General features: G+C 35.4%; 13 protein-coding genes. 6 read left to right on the forward strand and 7 right to left on the reverse strand.

Going from position 1 to position 18,799, the window contains the following annotated elements:
* The first annotated feature begins 66 nt into the window (after nt 1–66).
* Nucleotides 67–1,386 carry a PDZ domain-containing protein gene (locus GFU89_RS22800; RefSeq protein ID WP_318849309.1) on the forward strand — a complete coding sequence of 440 codons (1,320 nt, stop codon included), beginning with the start codon at nt 67–69 and terminating at the stop codon, nt 1,384–1,386.
* Between the two features lie 4 nt (nt 1,387–1,390).
* Nucleotides 1,391–1,918 (forward strand): hypothetical protein, encoded by a 528-nt coding sequence (locus tag GFU89_RS22805; protein WP_318849310.1) that lies wholly within the window; start codon nt 1,391–1,393, stop codon nt 1,916–1,918.
* On the opposite strand, the gene GFU89_RS22810 is transcribed toward GFU89_RS22805, so the two are convergent.
* The 4 genes from GFU89_RS22810 to GFU89_RS22825 form a co-directional block, all read right to left on the reverse strand.
* Nucleotides 1,911–2,939 (reverse strand): L,D-transpeptidase, encoded by a 1,029-nt coding sequence (locus GFU89_RS22810; protein ID WP_318849311.1) that lies wholly within the window; start codon nt 2,937–2,939, stop codon nt 1,911–1,913. The two genes, GFU89_RS22805 and GFU89_RS22810, sit on opposite strands and share 8 nt — an antisense overlap.
* A gap of 200 nt (nt 2,940–3,139) precedes the next feature.
* Nucleotides 3,140–3,976 carry an XAC2610-related protein gene (locus GFU89_RS22815; protein ID WP_318849312.1) on the reverse strand — a complete coding sequence of 279 codons (837 nt, stop codon included), beginning with the start codon at nt 3,974–3,976 and terminating at the stop codon, nt 3,140–3,142.
* Between the two features lie 9 nt (nt 3,977–3,985).
* Complete coding sequence (locus tag GFU89_RS22820; protein ID WP_318849313.1) at nt 3,986–4,273, reverse strand: hypothetical protein; 288 nt, start codon at nt 4,271–4,273, stop codon at nt 3,986–3,988.
* Between the two features lie 12 nt (nt 4,274–4,285).
* Nucleotides 4,286–4,708 carry a hypothetical protein gene (locus GFU89_RS22825; protein WP_318849314.1) on the reverse strand — a complete coding sequence of 141 codons (423 nt, stop codon included), beginning with the start codon at nt 4,706–4,708 and terminating at the stop codon, nt 4,286–4,288.
* Nucleotides 4,709–4,881: 173 nt separating this feature from the next.
* Between GFU89_RS22825 and GFU89_RS22830 the strand changes: the two genes are divergently transcribed.
* From GFU89_RS22830 to GFU89_RS22840, 3 genes are all read left to right on the forward strand, one after another.
* Nucleotides 4,882–5,931, forward strand: coding sequence for a helix-turn-helix domain-containing protein (locus GFU89_RS22830; protein WP_318849315.1), 1,050 nt, complete (start codon nt 4,882–4,884; stop codon nt 5,929–5,931).
* A 135-nt stretch (nt 5,932–6,066) separates the two neighbouring features.
* Entirely contained in the window at nt 6,067–8,913 is a 2,847-nt protein-coding gene (locus GFU89_RS22835) for a TonB-dependent receptor (RefSeq protein ID WP_318849316.1), read from the forward strand.
* 20 nt (nt 8,914–8,933) lie between these two features.
* Nucleotides 8,934–10,115: a phosphatidylinositol-specific phospholipase C domain-containing protein gene (locus GFU89_RS22840; RefSeq protein WP_318849317.1), complete on the forward strand. Its 1,182-nt coding sequence runs from the start codon at nt 8,934–8,936 to the stop codon at nt 10,113–10,115.
* A gap of 60 nt (nt 10,116–10,175) precedes the next feature.
* On the opposite strand, the gene GFU89_RS22845 is transcribed toward GFU89_RS22840, so the two are convergent.
* Nucleotides 10,176–10,502, reverse strand: a complete 327-nt coding sequence (locus GFU89_RS22845; protein ID WP_318849318.1) for a helix-turn-helix domain-containing protein — start codon at nt 10,500–10,502, stop codon at nt 10,176–10,178.
* A gap of 618 nt (nt 10,503–11,120) precedes the next feature.
* On the opposite strand from GFU89_RS22845, the gene GFU89_RS22850 reads away from it, so the two are divergent.
* Complete coding sequence (locus GFU89_RS22850) at nt 11,121–15,737, forward strand: T9SS type A sorting domain-containing protein (RefSeq protein ID WP_318849319.1); 4,617 nt, start codon at nt 11,121–11,123, stop codon at nt 15,735–15,737.
* A 1,314-nt stretch (nt 15,738–17,051) separates the two neighbouring features.
* Here the strand turns inward: GFU89_RS22850 and GFU89_RS22855 are convergent.
* Both GFU89_RS22855 and GFU89_RS22860 read right to left on the reverse strand, forming a co-directional pair.
* The gene (locus tag GFU89_RS22855) at nt 17,052–17,465 is read right to left on the reverse strand and encodes a 6-pyruvoyl trahydropterin synthase family protein (RefSeq protein ID WP_318849320.1); all 414 of its coding nucleotides are present in this window, start codon (nt 17,463–17,465) and stop codon (nt 17,052–17,054) included.
* Nucleotides 17,466–17,505: 40 nt separating this feature from the next.
* Nucleotides 17,506–18,213, reverse strand: a complete 708-nt coding sequence (locus tag GFU89_RS22860; RefSeq protein WP_318849321.1) for an SDR family oxidoreductase — start codon at nt 18,211–18,213, stop codon at nt 17,506–17,508.
* Between the last annotated feature and the right edge of the window lie 586 nt (nt 18,214–18,799).

Consider the following 18,799-nt stretch of genomic DNA (forward strand, 5'->3'; position numbering starts at 1 on the left):
TATAAACATTCCAGCTTTTGGAATGTTTTTTTATTAACATATAGATAATTTCAGTAAATTCAGTAAATGAAATTTAAATTGCTTTTACTGGGATTGTTTCTTAGCATTTTTGTAAATGCCCAGAACTCTTTTGAGTTGATTAATACGAAAAAAGCGGTGATTCCTTTTCAGTTTATCAACAATCTTATCTTTATTCCTATCAATGTAAACGGCGCAGAACTTACTTTTTTGCTGGATACAGGAGTTTCTGAGACAATCCTTTTCAGTCTGGAAAATAAAGAATTGAAACTGAGCAATGTTGAAAAAGTCAAGTTTTCCGGTCTTGGAGGAAGTTTAAGTATTGACGGCTTAAAATCTGACCGTAATTTGGGTAAAATAGGAAATGAAATTGTCAATACTTCCATGTCTCTTTATATCATTATTGATGAAGAATTTAATATTTCTCCTCACGTCGGCATTCCTGTCAATGGAGTTATTGGATATCATTTTTTCAAAGACCATCCAATTTACATAGATTATGTCTCAAAGAAAATAACGGTTTATGAAAACTTCGATCCTTTAAAAAAGAAAACCAAAAGATTTGAAGAATTCCCAATCACGATTGAAAAAGACAAGCCTTATCTGTATGCCGGTATAGAGATGACGAATGAAAAGAAAGATTCAAAACTACTGATCGACCTTGGCAACAGTGATGCTATCTGGTTATTCCCTACCCTCATTAAAAATTTTGTGTACAACAGACCCAATATTGATGATTTTCTTGGCCGTGGCTTTAACGGAGATATTTATGGGAAAAGAAGCCGAATTCATAATTTTTATCTTGGAAGTTTTAAATTTGAAAAACCTCTTACTGCTATGCCAGATGAATTTTCTATCCAGCATGTCAAATTGGTGGATAGCAGAAAAGGTTCTGTGGGAAGCGAAATTACACGAAGATTTACTGTAATTTTTGATTATCCCAACCACAAGCTATACTTGAGGAAAAACAGATATTTTGACGATCCTTTTCACTTTAATATGAGCGGGCTGGACTTCAAACAGGACGGGCTGGAATGGCAGGAAGACAAATTAAAAATCGAAACCCAAAAATCAACCATGTCAACAACTGAGGTTTATAAAGATGCTATCCAGTATAAGTTCAGTTTAAAACCTATTTTCTCCATTGCAGGGGTAAGAAAAGATTCTCCCGCTTATGAAGCAGGCTTGCAAAAGGATGACAAAATTCTAAGCATCAACGGAGATCAAACTTCAAATATGACCCTGGAAAAAATTGTAGAGCTTATGAAATCTAATGAAGGAAGAAATATTACCATGGTTATTCAGAGGAAAAATCAAAAACTGACATTGAGTTTCGCGTTAGAAGATCCTATTCCTTATCAAGAATAAAATTATGAATACCGAAGAGACCACATTAGACAGGATAAGAACCAGACCCAGATTTAAAATGTTTACTCATCTTACGAGAGAAGAGTATGCTGACAATCTGAAAAAATATATGGAAGAGCATAAAGATGAGTTTTCAGGTAATATCAATAAAGAAGTTGCTACCATCTGGATAAAAACAGAATATGACAACTATTGGAAGCCCTGCCTTGCCTTACGGGTAGAAATGGAAGATGAGCATACAGCAATACGTGGAGTATTTGGCCCCAGTTCTGCGGTATGGACATTCTTCATGTTCCTGTATTTTTCTTTTTCTATTCTCTGGATGACCTTCTTCACTATGTATTACGTAGAGAAGCAAATAAAAAGCGCTGAATACCCTTGGGCATTGAGCGCTTCTTTTATCATGTTATTTTTTATTCTTCTTACTTATATTGCTGCAAGATTCGGGCAGCATAAAGGTAAAGATGAAATGCTTAAGCTGAGGAGGTTTGCTGAAGAATCTACTCTGCAGTTTGAAAAGAAAATTAATTAGACTGAGATTCTACAGGTTTTTCATTCTGAACGGGTGTAGCCATTGCTTTTGCCGTCTTGATAGAATCTGCTACTTTTTCTCTGTTGCTTTGTTCTTTCAGCATTTTCGGAACATCCGGTTCCAGAAGTTTTGTAAGTTCTTCAACAGATATATTATTCGCATTAGGATCATCCAAAAGTTTTCTCCACGGCTTTCTTTCGCCCCATTTATAATCTCCGAATACCATTACCGCAGTTCCTTTTGCCTTGGTAGTTGCACCACCAGGATTCAGAATCCAGGTATCTGCATAGGAATACAGCCATTGGGCATCTTTCCTCAACAATCGAAGACACGAGTGTGAAGCAGGATATCCCGGAAGTGTATATTCATGCCATCCGATCCCTCCAATATTGTGAATATTAAAATTATAAGGAAGTTTCCATTCGGTACTCACAGTAGAAATTGCCAGTTTCTTTTTCCAGTTGGCAAAAGTAAGCCCTCTTGTGGTCTGAGCTGCCTTTTTACCCATACTTGTAGGTCCCCATTTCACAAGACTTCCATTGGAATATACTGCAAAAGCCTGTATAGGATATGAGAAGATAACGAACTTCTTCACGCCACTCAATACATCTAACTGCATTGGGAATGGTGAATAAGCCATTAATGTTGTATCTATTTTTGCAGGAACCACCAGTGTATCGGCGTTCCATTTACTTTTAGAATCCAGTCTGTTTAAAGCTAAAATAGCGGTACGTTCTTCTACGCTATACTTCTTACTGTATTCGGCATAGATAGAATCACGCATCTTTTGATCCTTTGGAAGAACAAAAGCATTATAAAAACCATTTTCCTGCATTGCAGGCGGAATAGATTCTTTCTTTACGACAGGAACAGAATCTTTCTTTATAGAATCTTTTTCAGCCTCCGGCGTCTCCGAAGCAGACACTGTATCTTTAAAAGTATCGCTTATTTTATCTATTTCTTTTTTACAGGAAACAAGGAAAACTGCGCATAAACATGCATAAAGAAAGGATTTTTTCACAGATATGTTTTTCATAAATAAATCGGCCATTTAGTTTGGCTACCCAGTACAAATATCAGACCTAAAATTGAATCACAAAAGACATTATTAAAAATACCGTAAAAAAACGGAGGTTTTATCACTGAAAATGAGGAGTTATAACTGATAAAATTCTTAAGTATGATGATTTCAAAGGAATTTTCACATATTTAAAAGAAGAATTATTCCTCTGTCTGTTCTTTCGTGGCAACCCATTCTAAAGTTCCATTTTTACCAAAACGGTAGATATCCTGATGCCATCTTGCTCCACCCCGGCATCCGGTTTTTAAAAGCTTTTTATCTTTTTCTATGGTTACATCGCATAGACACGAACAGGTTGAGCGGGAATAATCCGGTTCTTTAAGTTTTTCAAAGCGTTTATTTCCCGGACGATACAGATAAATATCAAAATTCCTGTAAACACCCATTCCGTCATCAGGAACAGAGAATGCAATATCCTCATACCCATCAAAGTTATAATCTGCTATAATACTCTGTCGCGCAAACGAAGGTTTATCTGGCGCAGGAAGTTCAACAGCCGTTTTTTTACCGTCCGGATAAGCAATGGTGAAGTGATTGTTATAAAAATGATTAAAGGCAAGCAAAGCACCGTGCAGGAGATATTTGCTGCTTCCGTCATATTTTTCGTCATCAACCATTTCCAGCTTAAACTTTCTGTTGTCTTTCGCTCGTGTATAGCTAATATTTGAAGCCTGATGATGCATGATTTCAAACTCGTATACTCCATTTATTTTTCCGTCAATCATTTCATTCCAAATGTAATACTCAATATCCGGCTGCCCATCACTTCTCCCATCTGTATCAACTTTAAAACTTTTTACCTGTAAAGGAATGATTTCTTTTTTACCTGCATATTGTACAAATGCACCTTTTCCCTGTGCGCCATAATAAAGAGTAAGTCTGAACTCCTTTGCTTCTCCTATAGATTTCAGGGTAAAAGGCTGCGCGGAATATACGGCAGAGATCATGATAATACAGAATAGCAATAATTTTCTCATAGGAATAATTTAAATAATCAGATTCACCACAAATCTTATAATCCATAAAAGTATGATCAACAGCAGTATTGAAAACTGAACTTTATTGACGTTTTTATTCCCGAATTTCCATACGAGAATCCGGTCTATAGTAATCACCAGCAATATGGGCATCAGGCTGAACAGAATATACATTCCGAATAATGCATCAGGAGCTGACGATCCATTCATCAGAATAACAGAAGTAATCAATCCGGCAATTATCGCAATGATTCCTACAATAAAAAAGAGAGTCCAGTTTTGAAATTGTTTTTTCATGGATAAATAATATTAATGATTGGTTATGGTAAAGCGGATATTGAACCTGTAATAATAAAATATCCAGAGAGCCATCCATGGCAGATTCATAATCAGAAAAACGATTGTTTCCTCACCACTCAGCTTTCCATCGGTAATCAGAAAAAAGGAATATATGGAAACCGTTACAGGCAGCAGAAACCAGCACAAAGCTGTTTTAATTTTTCCTTGAAAAAGTTTTACAAGAGAAAAAAAACTGCTTAAAGACAATATACTCAGAAACACGATCCAAAAAATGGCAAAAACATAGTCCAGTCCACCCATATCACAATTTCTTGGTGAATCTCTTACCACTCGGGTTACATTTAAAAACAGAAACAGAAATACACAGGAAACCAATGTGGAGATCCGCCAGGTTTTAAGTATTGAGAGGAAAATAAATTTTCTTTTTGACATCCAACTTATGCTTATTAGCTAAAATAGGAATATCCGCTTAATATACAAAACCGGAAAAAATACCCATTAGGATTTTATTTTAAGCGCTGTCTATATTTCTGAGCTGATATTTAATAATTTGTTAAAGATGCCATGCTTATATTATCTATAATTTTGGCAAAATATCAGTTATCATGTTATACATCATTATGGTAGTTGTACTACAGGCACTTATCACCCTTACTCTGCTTATGTCCCTCATCAAAAACAGGGAATCTGTACTGAATATGCTGTTATTGTATATCGGAGTGGTCACGCTGGATATGGGATATGAATATTTTATCATTCAAAAATTCGGATATGAATCTGTTCTGTATGAAATTCCGGGAAGTCTGCGTGTTTTTAAAGGACTTATTTTTCTTTATATCACTACCCATTTAATCCATGCAAAATGGAGAGATAAGCTTAAATACCTTATCATTCCGCTGACATTGGTTGTTATTCATCATGCGATTGCAATTTCTGCTAAAATGTTTGATCTTTCCTGGGCAGATCTGGCTATCAGGTCTTATAAATCTTACTTTGTGTACTACAGCTTCTACTGGATTGCCTGCCTTGTCTTGTGTATTTATTTACTGACAAGATACCACAAAAACATTACCCATCCTGTAGCGGGTAATTTCCGATATCTGGTTTGTTACGTATTATTAGGTGTCTTGATTTTCTGGACGGTTTATCAATTGGGTTGGGATACTCTGATCTATCAGAAGATCTACAGCCTCCTGTTTCTCCTTCAATTCGGGTGGATTTTGTACGTTTATATTTTAACGTACCAGCACAAACTGCAGGAACAGCAAAATATATCACATTCTTCCGCACCTAAAGAAACCTATCAATATAAAGACCTTTCAAAAATAGATTTTGACTCTGTGCAAAGCGCTATCATTTCCTTCTATCAGGAGAGTCATGTGTATCTGGATGAGGAGTTTACTTTAGATCAGCTCTCGAGTCATCTGAAAATAAGCAAGGCAGATTTAAGCATCACTTTTAATAAACATCTTCATTCCAATTTCCACGAATATACCAACAGAAGCCGTATACAGCACTTTAAACAGATTCTGTTGGAAGATCCTTCAGCCAGTGTTATAGATTTGGCGTTTCAATGTGGTTTTAAATCCAAATCTACTTTTTATAAATATTTTAAAAAGGAATTCGATTGTCTTCCTTCTCAGCTTGTTCATTAGTTACAATTATTTAATATTAGCAACTCACTGATTCACAACATTGTTCACCTCGAACTCAACAGAAAGAGTTGCATAAAATTTAAATGAACTAAAACTTTTGACAGAGCTGACATCTTTGCACCAAACTTTATAAGGATGTCACGAGAAAGACTTTTTTTAACAAAAGCAGCATTTTTTCTTCTAGGGCCCTTGGCCTTTGCACAAACCACTGTTCACGGAACTGTAGTAGACAGCCAGGGAAATCTTCCCAATGCTATGGTTTATATTGAAAACAGCGGACAGAAAGTAACTTCTGATACTGATGGTTCTTTTGTTCTTAGCAATGTTTATGACGGCAGTTATAAGCTTGTTGTAGAATATAAAGGATATGATAATGTTTATATTCCTTTCACCATTACAGATAAAAAGGAAGTAGATCTTGGCTTAATTAAATTCGGAGCTAAGTTTAAAGAAAACAACCTTCAGGAGGTAGTGGTTACCAGTGTGTATAAAGCATCACAGGCCAGAGCAATTACCATGAAGAAAAACTCCAACACAATTACGGAGGTACTGTCTGCAGATGCTATCGGAAAACTGCCGGATCGTAATGCCGCAGATGCTGTACAGCGTATGCAGGGTGTATCTATTGAAAGGGATATGGGTGAAGGACGTTTTGTAGCGGTAAGAGGAACACCTATACAATGGACCTCTTCTACCCTTAATGGCAACAGAATGCCCAGTGCTAGTGGTGATAATGCCAACCGTGGAGTTCAGTTAGATATCTTTCCTTCAGAACTTATTCAGAATGTACGCTTATCCAAAGCTTTGACACCGGATCTTGATGGAGATGCCATTGGAGGAAATGTAGATTTTATCACGAAAACCTCACCCAATAAGGAGACTTTAGCTATAAGTATGGCTACAGGATACGTCAACATGTCAAAATCTCCCAGTTACAACACATCTATTGTCTACGGAAATAAAATTACCGATAAGCTGAAATTCATTACCTCAGCTGTGATCTGGGAGCGCTCTACAGCTATTGATCAGATGAGGAATATTTACAACTATGGACTGAAAGATAAAACAGCCTCTTATTCTATCAATCAGCTTCAGCTTCGTGATTATCTGGCGAACCGGAGAACCTTGGGATTCAATTTGGGATTGGATTATGAGATCGACAGCAGAAACAAATTATATGCAAAAGCATTATACAGCCAGTATAAAGATGGTCAGTCCGTAAGGGAAACCTATTTTAATTTTGATAGTAAAAATGTCATGCTGCAGGCCCGTCATGCAGATTATCTTACAGATCTGTATTCTATGCAGCTGGGTGGTAATCATCAGGTAGGACAGCGTATGCAGGTGGATTGGTCTTTATCCAAAGCACGTTCTGAGTTTAAGTTCAATTCGCCGGATAATCTTGAAAAGGATCAAAGGGGTTATCCTATCATTAATTTCGTACAGCCTATGGCCTATGGAAATTTATCTGCTGACGGAAGAAAATATATGGCAATGGATGCTCCGGACGGTATTGGTGACACCGGAAGATATACCCTTCCTTATAATCAGCAGGCAATAGCTGCAGATAAACTCAAATTGAATCAGATTATTCTAAGCCAGAATCATAACAGTGAAACGGATCTTAGAGGGCAGGTTGATATCAAATATAAAGCAGCGGATAATTTCGAGATTAAATTCGGAACAAAATACAACAACAAGAATAAAATAGTTGACAGCTCCATATTGGTTTGGATGCCTAAATCATCATTGGGAATTCCCGGAGCTCCGGTAACTTATCTGAATCAGCTTCAGCGTGAAGCTTTCCAGTATAAAGGAGGTTTTATGAATCCATTGGGCAATCCTTATAATGCAGTGATCATTGATCAGATTACCAATGCACAAATTGACCAGATGTACAATCCCGCAACACAAAATAGTTTAGGACTGATGCAGGTGAGCGGTAAAGACAGCAATTCGAATATTACAAGTTCTTACAGAGGTACTGAAAATGTATGGGCGGCATACCTGATGGGAACATGGAAAATTTCAGACCAGCTTCAGGTACTGGGAGGTTTCAGAAATGAATATAATGACGTTACCTTCTGGGGCAAAAAAGTAATCTCTGATAAAGACAGTAAAACGGAAGACATTAAAGACAATAAAACCTATAATGTAGTACTTCCTATGGTCAATATGAAATGGAATATCAGCAGCGACCGGATTCTGAGACTTGCCTATACCCGCTCTTTTGCAAGACCGGATTTCAACGATCTGAACCCCGGAACCATCGTTAATGATATTTCCAACACTATCACCCAGGGAAATACCAAACTGGATCCTACGTTTTCAAATAATTTTGATCTTATGTTTGAGAACTACTTCGGAAAGCTGGATCTGATAACAGCCGGAGTATTCTATAAAGACATCACAAACCTTATCTATAAAGACCAGTCTGTGGTAGATCTGGCAGGAAGAACATATACTTTTATAGCCCCTAAAAACCTGGAAGGAGCAAAGCTGTTCGGTTTTGAATTCGGTATCTCCAAACGTTTTGAAAACCTTCCCGGATTTTTAAAAAACATTGGTTTTGAAGGAAACTATACTTATATCTCTTCCAAAATGGATATGCCAGTGTACGAAAACGGCAAGCAGACAGGAACAATGTCTACCACGATTCCCAATCAGGCAAAGCATATTTTCAATACCATATTGTTCTATGAGACCAGTAAACTGATGATCCGTCTGGCTGGAAATTATAAAGGAAATTATGTAAGCGAAATCAGAGCAGCGGCTGGTGCAGATCACTATCAGTATTTTGATAAAAACTTTACGGTAGACCTTTCCACTTCTTACAGCCTTACAAAGAAAATCCGCCTGTTTGTAGAGCTTAACAATATTCTTAATGAACCCAACCGCTATTATATGGGAACAAAAGACCGCGTAGAAAATATTTCCTATTCAGGAATACGTGGACAGCTGGGCTTCACTTTCAATTTTTAATCAAAAGTTATTTTATTCATATGAAAAAGTATATATATGGAGCTGCATTTTGTATGACAGCACTGCTGCAGGCACAGGATAAATGCCAGAATCTAAGAATCAATCAACTGCAGATTGTGGGCACTCATAATTCATATGCCCAGCCGGCAGATCCAAAAGTGCTGGATATGGTAACCCCAATTATCAACGGAATGATGCAGAAATACGGCAGCATGATGTCTGAAGAGCAAAAAGCTAAATTTAAAGAGTATCACCCTTACGGAATGGACCTGAAGGCAGGACTGAACTATAATCATCCTGATTTCACAGAACAGCTCAACGCCAATCTGAGAGGTCTGGAAATAGACGTCTATTATGATCCGGAAGGTAACAGATTCAGCCATCCTGCCACGTATGAGATATTAAAAGCAAAAGGAGTAACAGATCTGGCTCCTTTTAGCACGAAAGGACTGGATCAACCGGGTTTCAAAGTACTGCATATGGCAGATATAGATTTCAGAACTCACTATCCTACTTTAAAAGATGCTCTTACAGCGCTTAAAACATGGTCTGATCAACATCCGGGGCATACTCCTGTTTTTATGATGATCGAAGCAAAAGATTCCGGGTTCCCGATTCTTGAAAACAGTACAAAAGTCCTTCCTTTTGATAAAAAAGCTTATGATGACCTGGATGGAGAAATTGTAAAATACCTTGGAAAAGACAAAATCATTACTCCAAAAGAAGTTCAGGGTAAATACAGTACGCTTAAAGAAGCTGTAACTCACAATAACTGGCCAAAATTGAATGACAGCAAAGGAAAATTTATTTTTATGCTGCTTCCAGGAAGTGCCGGAACTTTATCTTCAAAAAACAATCCTTACCTCATAGACGGTTCATTAAAGGAAAGAATCATGTTCCTGAACAGTGAGCCAGATGATTCTTTCGCAGGATTTATACTGCGGGATAACGCCATCGTAAGACAGAAAGAAATACAGGATCTGGTAAAACAGGGTTTTATGGTCAGAACCAGATCAGATATTGAAACCTATGAAGCCAAAACCAATGATTTCACCCGGTCTAAAGTAGCTTTCAGCAGTGGTGCTCAAGTGATCTCCACTGATTTCTTCCGCTCCGGAAATACTTATGGAACGCCTTATTTTGTACAGCCTCCTCAGGGGAAAGATTATCTCAATAATCCTTTAAATTCTTCATGCAAATAAATAGCAAGCCAGTTCTGTTCAGAACCGGCTTTTTAATTGAATATTAAATAGTTTTATTTTTTATACCAAACCTTCTAATTGTTGAAAGATAGGGATCAGTGCTTCTCCTTTTTTAGTAAGATTATATTCTACGTGTAAGGGTTTCTGTTTAATGACAATCCTTTCTAATAAATCCATTTCTTCCAGCTCTCTCAGAGCAGTAGACAATGTTTGTTTATTAGATCCTTCTAAATCGCGCAGCAAACTACTGAAACGTAAAGTTGATTTGGATGCAAGAACGAAAATTTCCAGTTTTAGCTTCCCTGAAAGGGATTTTAAAAGTTTCTGGGCAGGGCATATTTCTGTAGCCCCGGCTGAGGTTTTATTAGTCAGATTTTTTTGACTCATTGTGTGTTTTTTTTAATATTGTAACTTTGCAAACATAATGGTTATTAGCAAATTAATACAGTTCTACAACCCTATTTATTAAAAAACATTACAAAAAGCGCAAAAAAGACAATAGAAAATTCTCATTAATATAATATTTATTTTATGATATTTTCTTTCTGATTCTCCTGATTGTAAGTTGATATAATTGTATAATTGATTATCCATTATTTTTTATAAAAACTAAAAACCTAAAACACAAACATGAAAAAAAAGACTTTTATTCCCAATCCGGGCTGCAATATCCCCTATTCTATCAGCCTATACTCAACTACAAGACAACATCATTCGACATACCTGCTGTAATTACATTATATCAGAAAATGGCATTGCTTTAACGACTTACCAATACGATCCTGATTCTCTAATCTTGATTTCGTAAAAGGAACGGTTGTATGAATAATCGGTTCTACAAGTTCGCTACAATAAGTAACATCTTGATTTTCATGTAATTGTTATTTTAAAGTAGGTCTGCTTTATTATACTTCTTCTAAATCTATGATTCAGAATTTACAAATACCGTAGCATTTGAATACAGATTATTCATAGGATCAAATATTAATCTAAAAAAACATGTGTATGAGAAAAAAAACCTTTTTATCAATCTGGGCTGTATTATGCTCAGCAGCATCCGTTTATGCTTCTCCACGAGGCGATACGGATTGGCATTTTCGTAGTGCCCCTATTATTTCAGAAAGTTATATTCCTGTGACAACCTACAATTTTGATCTGGATCCTTTGATTGTAATTTCACAAAACGTGAATGAAAAAGGAGCCGTTGTCATGAGCGGTCAGCTCCACAAACCTGTCACAACCAGTGATATTCTGATTTCTGTCAAATATCAGAATGCGCAGGGAGAATGGATCAGTGTGTGGTGTAAAACATTGTATGCAAGCAACCAGTATGATGAAAATCTTAATGCAACATTTGAATTGCCCGCTTCTGTAAACAGTACATACAATTTAAAAGTTGAGCTAGGTTCAGAGACAAACAGTTTCTCCGACATCACATGGAATAAAGCTGTGAGCCATTACAAATTTGGTGATTATACCGCAACAACCTGTGAACTGGATGAGAATGAATACACCATACTTTTCACCCCGAAAAAAAATGGTACAGTATTGTTTAATACTAACGGAACTGTTTCAGGAGTAAAAGACAGGGTAAAATCACAGCATTTGACAAAGAAACTGGATGATATTATTCTATCAGTCAATGCAAATGGTACGTTAGATAATACGAATGCCAATGCACCTGTCATCAATATTGAAAATCCTAATAATCTCGGTACGATTGTCAGCTCACAGAAATATATCTACCAGGGCAGTGATACAAGTCCTTTTGAGTTTTCTTATCATGACCCTGTTTATGTATTTGCCGGTAAGTTTTCAAGTTCGGGCTTCTTTATTAACTTCAGTAACTGGTTTTTACCTCCTGAGGAGGGCGGAGAACCCTGGGGCAGAGGATATTTGGATTTTACAAACCCCAATGCTTTAGTTAACAGGTATTACAACCTTTACAATTACATCAACGAGAAACTGACCGACATCATTGCGGATCAAGAGCCTGTAGTTATTGTTGTAAGTAAAATAACGGGTTTCAGGGTATACAAATCTACCGGACAGTATATCACTGTCAATGCATTAAGCAATTATAATACAGTGAATGATTTCGGTTACCCTCCTTTGTATGACAAACAGAGAGGCCCCGGATCTGAAAATTTCTTTTTAAGTAATACTCCTAAAGCTTCATTATACGGTATCGGAGCCATCAGAAACAGAAAGGTACGTGCTGACTGGAACGGACCGATGAGACCACTTCTGGAAGTAGAAGCTGAAATAAAAAAATTCATAAAGTACGTAGGTATTTTTGGAAATTCAACGGCATATGATTCAGCAGATTGTTCAAACAACTGTTTTGTAATTAATGCCGGAGCACAACCTGATAATACCATAGCAGACTGGACCAAAGCTCCCAACAGTTACATCTTTACAGGTAAAGATAATGATGGAAATAATGTAGACGGATTGTATATTCCTGTAAAAAAAGCCTATGAAATGTGGCGAAACGGAAATTTTATGAAAGGTATTGACGTGCCTTCAGGAGTAATAACAGCTGATGTTTTATGGGAAGACAATATGGGACTGATAAAATCTAAAGAAAATTATACTTTGGATATTATAGGTTCCGGTGAAAATGCAAAAATAAAAGTACCTGTCAATAAAGTAAAAAAAGGAAATGCATTGATTGCCTATAAAGTAAACGGAGAAGTTTTCTGGTCATGGCACATTTGGGCAACAGACGATCCTACAAACGGAACCACTTATAAAAGCTATGATGATATAAAAAGACAATTAAGCGACGGAACCGTAGAGACTATTCCTAATTCTGAATGGGGCTGGATGGACAGAAACCTTGGGGCTACCGGTAATTCTCTTAATGGAAGCGGCTGGCACAAGAACGGAGGTCTTTTATATCAATGGGGAAGAAAAGATCCGTTCCCTTCATTAACTTACACTGATGCAAGTTTTTATCAGGTGACAGGCAGCTTAGGAAAGATTATTTATGATGATGCAGTACCAAGATTAAGATTTACCAACAGTCCTTTCAATGATTATAAAAATTTTAATGAACTGAGATTGTTTGTGAATAAATCAGCAGCCAACATTACAAATAACATTCGAGCGTCTGTAAAAAACCCGTTAAGTTTAATTTATGTAAATGATGACAATACCGTTACCCCATCTACCTATGGTAATATTAGTGGAACACTTTACTATTATAACTGGTTTGGGCAGGTACCTGGATTACAGACCAATGAGCTAAGTAAAGTTAACTTATGGTCGGATAACTCCCAGGGTATACAGGCAACAAATATTAATGCTCCACAACCTTACAGAAATAAATCTTCTTATGATCCGTGTCCGAACGGATGGAGGCTGCCTTCAGTTTTAGTGGCGTCATCCACAAAAAATGTAAGGATGGATTTTACGCCTTTTGGAGCTAAAGTAAATAGTCCGTTATCAGCTTTAAATGGAGTTCAGTCAAATATTCCTCCGGGATTATCTAATTTAAAAACTTATCTCGCCGGTATAAAAATATATCCTCAATATGGTTTCGATATGACCAATGTTGGGGGTAACAATATCGGGATATTCCCAGGAACAGGATGGATTGGAAGAGGAGCTGCTTCAGATGCCAGATATCACACTAAAGCAACCTTTACAGACCAGCTTGAAACTTATCTGTGGACATCTACAATGACTACTTTTGGTGATTATTCAACAGTAGCCAGCGCATTAAGATTAATTCCGGCTGCTGACCAGATTGTCAATAACTATCGACCGGACGCGGCTAATTATCCTAATGTTTATGGATTATACAGCTATAGACCTTCAGATGATTATTCAACGAATAATGCGCAGGCGTGCAGATGTATTAAAGATCCTTTATTCGTAAAGAATAATTATAATTTCGAAACAACCTTCTTCAGTGAAACTGAAACCTACAAAACGGGATTAGAAAATCCTAATACTTATATGCTTTCAAAATCTACTGCAGAGCAGATAATTTCAGTGCCTGTGAGTAAAGCTTTTTCTGTACAAAGTAATTATTTAGGCAATACTCAGATTCTGAATACGACCAGTTTCAATGATTTGAAAGCGAATATCCTTTGGACGGATAACCCTGCTTTAGTAACGCAATTAACAATAGATAATACTTCTTCCAAAGAGGCCAATATCAATGTAAAAGTAAATGCCAATCAGTCCGGAAATGCTGTAGTGACCCTGCATAATGGTTCCATAAGCAATCCTGTATACTGGAGCTGGCACATTTGGGTAACCAATACATCTGTAAATTCTTTTACCCATGTAAATGACACCCCTATTACCACTGATAATTATGTAAATTACACCCAATATGGAACGATCCTGAAAACAAGTATCATGGATAGAAACCTTGGAGCTACTGAGGCAATGCCAAGTCCGTATAATCCTACTGTACCTGCTCAGGTAAGCCAGCTCAACAGCTCACAGGGGCTGCATTACCAATGGGGAAGAAAAGATCCGCTGCCTATATTCAATAATATCAACGGTTCTAAATACAATATATTCTTAGGTACTACCAATAACGGTGTTGTAACCTATTCAGCCTTTACAGAGGCGAATTATAATTCAAGTAATATAGTGAATTACAATACCTATAAAAGCAGTATTACTGCAACTGATAAAATAGATGTGAGAATAGAAAAGATGCTGGGATATTCCGTTGCCAATCCTTTAAAACTAATGATGCCGGTTACAGCATATCCGTATCGTGGGGATAATACGCCTCATTATACTCTTGCTTCGGACTGGTTATTTGATAGCCAATATCATAGTTTATATGATGAAAGATGGGGAATTGGCGGCAAAAAATCTGTATTTGATCCTTGTCCGAATGGATGGAGAATTCCGGAAGTTTTAGGTAAAGGCTCAACGAAAACCTCTCCCTGGAGTCTTAAAAGCAACCCTGAAGCACTCAGAACTGTTGACGGTACGGAAGCCGGTTATTTTGGAACCCCTATCTATAGTGTAACAGCACCAAGCTTTTGGGGAAAAACTGTAGGATATTCATTTACTAACAGTTTATATAATATAGGAAATTATCCAAAGGCTGTCAGCAGAGGAAGCAGAAGCGTAATGTACGCAGGTGCTATTAGTAATGCTATTGGTGCATCAGGAGGAATATGGTATGCTAATTTAAACGGTGAAATGACCGGACGATCTACTTATATGTATTTTGATATTTATAATAGAAATAATGTAAAAAACACTGATATAGATCCTTTTGCATCTCTAAGCTGCAGATGTGTAAAACAGGAAGATAACGGCAGTCCGAGAGGTCCGCTGCCAGGTATTCCTGTAACACCAAACACAGGAATTCAGGCTAGAACTGCATTTAGCAAGACAGCTATTGAGGAAAAAGTAAAAGATGATAAGTTAGTTCTTTATCCTAATCCTGTAAAAGATATCCTGTATATTGAGGCAAAAGATGATAAAGAATATTATTATCAGATCTATAATATGTCGGGACAGCTTATGAAAGAAGATAAATTTATCAATAAACAAACAGATGTTACTTCATTATTAACCGGAGGTTATCTGGTAAGAATTAATAATTCTGAAACTATTGTAAAAATTATTAAAAAGTAAATTATAAAGACATTACTTTGAAGCAATGATGGCCGGAATTTCTTCCGGCCATTTTTTATTTATGTTTAAATATATAAGAGTAGAGAATATTTTTGCCTTTTCGGATGAGCTCCAAATTTATCAATAAAACAAAAAAAGTCTTCTATTTCTAGAAGACTTTCTGCGATCCGGACGGGACTCGAACTTTTTCAAGAAAAGCCCTATCCATAACCTTTATGCTGTTCTCTTATTTTATAGGTCACCGCATAGGTTACTTTTTCAAACAAGATTAACAGCGTTTGTTTTTAAGTGATACAAAGGTATATATTTTTCTTTTTCTTTCAAAAAAATGTAAAATCAGGATATCAAATATAAAAATTTGAAGTAATAATAGCTACCGCAATTAAATTTTTCAAAAGAAATTGAATCTTCTGTTTTAAGCATTATATCGGAAGATTCTTTAATATTCATGTTATGTATAGATTTAATTTCAAATATAACATTAAGCACATCCAATTCTCAATAGCCCTTTCGCGTATATAGTCTTTACCAAGGTTTCTCAACACACTCATTTTTACGACCCCTACTGACATAATCTCGAACCACTTAACACTATAAACCAACCCATCAATCTAAATTACAGAACCTTACAGAACTCAAGCCATTGAAATTGTTATTATAGACTGCCAATATTGGACACAGGTATTTTTAAATTTTCTTTGACTTTGTTTGATGTTTTGACTTTTTAAATGGAGTTTGTTTTTTAATAGTTTTATAAATACAGCCGATACCACCCCATTATTAAAACTTCTTATGCATTAGGAATTCAACAGCAGGTACTTCCCTGCTCTTTAACTTCTTCTATTCCTCGTTCAACAAACCAAAACTGGAAAGAACTACAACTAGAAAAATTCGTTGAAAATGAATTTGCCTCTCAAATTGAAAATGATTTGGAAAAGCTAAAAATAATTCTTGATGAAAGAGTGAAAAAGATGACCAATGATTTTTATGCATTTTGTAGATTGTATCTAACAATTCTCGAATTTATAGGAAAGAAGAATTTCGAGAAAATTATTCTTCAAAACCGTGAGTCGGTCATTCATCTTATTCTTTTTTGAATTGAACAAAAATACAAAATTTCTGTTTTTATAAAATCCTGAAACTTCTTTTAATATTACCATCAGTGTGCACCAATATTGGTACACACTGATGGTAAGTTACTTATAATTTCACCCCTCATAATAAGACTTCATAATACTTTTGAGTTTTTTTATCAATACCTATTTCGTGAGAAGGAGACACATTAAGCTACTTTATAAGTTCTAATAACTTTAGCTAAACAGTTTCATTAATTTCAGCAAAATTATTCTCTGTCTCATATAAAATTATAGATAGTGTAAATTCATTGCTCAGTTCTTTCCTAAGCTTATCATATATAACTTTTATAATATTTTCCAATGTTGGATTTAATTCTTGAAATTCAACAACTTCCAGATTAAGGTTTTTATGATCAAGGTAATCAATAATTTTATCTTCAATAATTTTTTTTAAGTAGCTTATATCTATAACGTATCCTGAATCTTCATTTATATCTCCTAAAACAGAAACAATTAGAGTGTAATTATGTCCATGGTAATGAGGATTATTACATTTTCCAAAAAAAAGTTTATTCTTTTCTTCTGACCAGTTTTTATTATGGAGCCTATGAGCTGCATTAAATGTTGCTCTTCTAGATATTTTAACTTTCATATTACGTCTATTATTGATTTTCTATGTTTATTATTTTGTATTAGGGTGTTGAAACAGCAATTGGAATAACTTTTCCATTGAAAAATTTTCTGTAATTTTTGGAAAAGTCACATATAAATTTTGATATTTCAGCACTAGATATTTCAGCATTATATGATGGAAAAGCCTCTTTAAACATTTGTGTATTTATGGCACCCAGAGACAGACAATTACAAAAAATATTATCTTCTAAAAATTCTTCAGCCATACATTCTGTAAGATTTATAAGTGCTGCCTTACTTGCTGAGTAAGCAGAGAGACCTGAAAATTTTTTACTTCTTTCTAATCCTCCAATGCTACTTATATTTACAATATGTGCAAATCCGCTGTTTTTCAGTTTAGGATAAATCAGTTTAATTAGTTTTATAGGTCCAAACACATTAGTAGCAAATGTTAATGACCAATCTTCTTGACTTAAATCTTCGAACTTTTTATTTATTAATATACCAGCATTATTTATAAATATATCAACAGTTTCTATTTCTTTTAAAACATTCAGTAATTCATTATTATGAATTAAATCCGTCGTTATATCAAATTTTACGATTTCAATTTTATTTTGATAGTTTTCGAAACATTTTTTTTGCAATTCAATTAGTTTATCATAATCTCTTGCAATTGCTATAATTCTATTATCTCTGCTTTTACTGAATTCAAGAACTACATCATACCCGATACCTCTACTAGCACCTGTAACTATTATATTCATAATTATTTTATATCTTAGAAAAATTATTGGAATTATTTATGACAACTGTTAGAAATAGTATTGTTCTATTATGTAAGTACTTCTGTCGTTCCCTACAAAATCAAGATCCTTTCCATAGATAAGATCTATCCTTCTAAAACTTTTATCAGATGTTATGTTTTGTTTCATTGCCATTGAGAAAAGTTTTAAAATTCGAAATCTAAATAGGTTTTGCGCTCCCTGTTGCATATCTATTATTCCAGTATTTTATTTTCAAAAAAAAATCCAAAACCAATATCTATTTTGTTAAGTGTAAGTCTACTCAAATTTTGGACAGATTTTAATCCTTTGTTTTTTGTAAATGTATAAAATTTTTCATTGTGTTGTTGATGTTACCAGAAAAATTTGTTGAAGAAAGCAAACTCGAAGATCATAGTAAGTTTTGGCGAGTTTTCGAATTAAACAAAGTATCGCTCATAAAATCTATACTCCAGATCTCATTGTAAAGCAAGTAAAAGCTAATTGCAATTCTTGTTGTAAACCTGTGTAGTTTTCAAGAGAATAACACTGGTCCTAGTATATTTTTCCGTTTCCTATTTTTCCGTTT

The sequence above is a fragment of the Chryseobacterium sp. JV558 genome (assembly GCF_033712365.1).
GTDB lineage: Bacteria > Bacteroidota > Bacteroidia > Flavobacteriales > Weeksellaceae > Chryseobacterium.

What these genes read in the sequence shown, in the direction of transcription:
- GFU89_RS22800 (WP_318849309.1), top strand. Translation starts at nt 67, where the DNA reads ATGAAATTTAAATTGCTTTTACTGGGATTGTTTCTTAGCATTTTTGTA.
- GFU89_RS22805 (WP_318849310.1), top strand. Translation starts at nt 1,391, where the DNA reads ATGAATACCGAAGAGACCACATTAGACAGGATAAGAACCAGACCCAGA.
- GFU89_RS22815 (WP_318849312.1), bottom strand. Translation starts at nt 3,976, where the DNA reads ATGAGAAAATTATTGCTATTCTGTATTATCATGATCTCTGCCGTATAT.
- GFU89_RS22820 (WP_318849313.1), bottom strand. Translation starts at nt 4,273, where the DNA reads ATGAAAAAACAATTTCAAAACTGGACTCTCTTTTTTATTGTAGGAATC.
- GFU89_RS22825 (WP_318849314.1), bottom strand. Translation starts at nt 4,708, where the DNA reads ATGTCAAAAAGAAAATTTATTTTCCTCTCAATACTTAAAACCTGGCGG.
- GFU89_RS22830 (WP_318849315.1), top strand. Translation starts at nt 4,882, where the DNA reads ATGTTATACATCATTATGGTAGTTGTACTACAGGCACTTATCACCCTT.
- GFU89_RS22835 (WP_318849316.1), top strand. Translation starts at nt 6,067, where the DNA reads ATGTCACGAGAAAGACTTTTTTTAACAAAAGCAGCATTTTTTCTTCTA.
- GFU89_RS22840 (WP_318849317.1), top strand. Translation starts at nt 8,934, where the DNA reads ATGAAAAAGTATATATATGGAGCTGCATTTTGTATGACAGCACTGCTG.
- GFU89_RS22845 (WP_318849318.1), bottom strand. Translation starts at nt 10,502, where the DNA reads ATGAGTCAAAAAAATCTGACTAATAAAACCTCAGCCGGGGCTACAGAA.
- GFU89_RS22850 (WP_318849319.1), top strand. Translation starts at nt 11,121, where the DNA reads ATGAGAAAAAAAACCTTTTTATCAATCTGGGCTGTATTATGCTCAGCA.
- GFU89_RS22855 (WP_318849320.1), bottom strand. Translation starts at nt 17,465, where the DNA reads ATGAAAGTTAAAATATCTAGAAGAGCAACATTTAATGCAGCTCATAGG.
- GFU89_RS22860 (WP_318849321.1), bottom strand. Translation starts at nt 18,213, where the DNA reads ATGAATATAATAGTTACAGGTGCTAGTAGAGGTATCGGGTATGATGTA.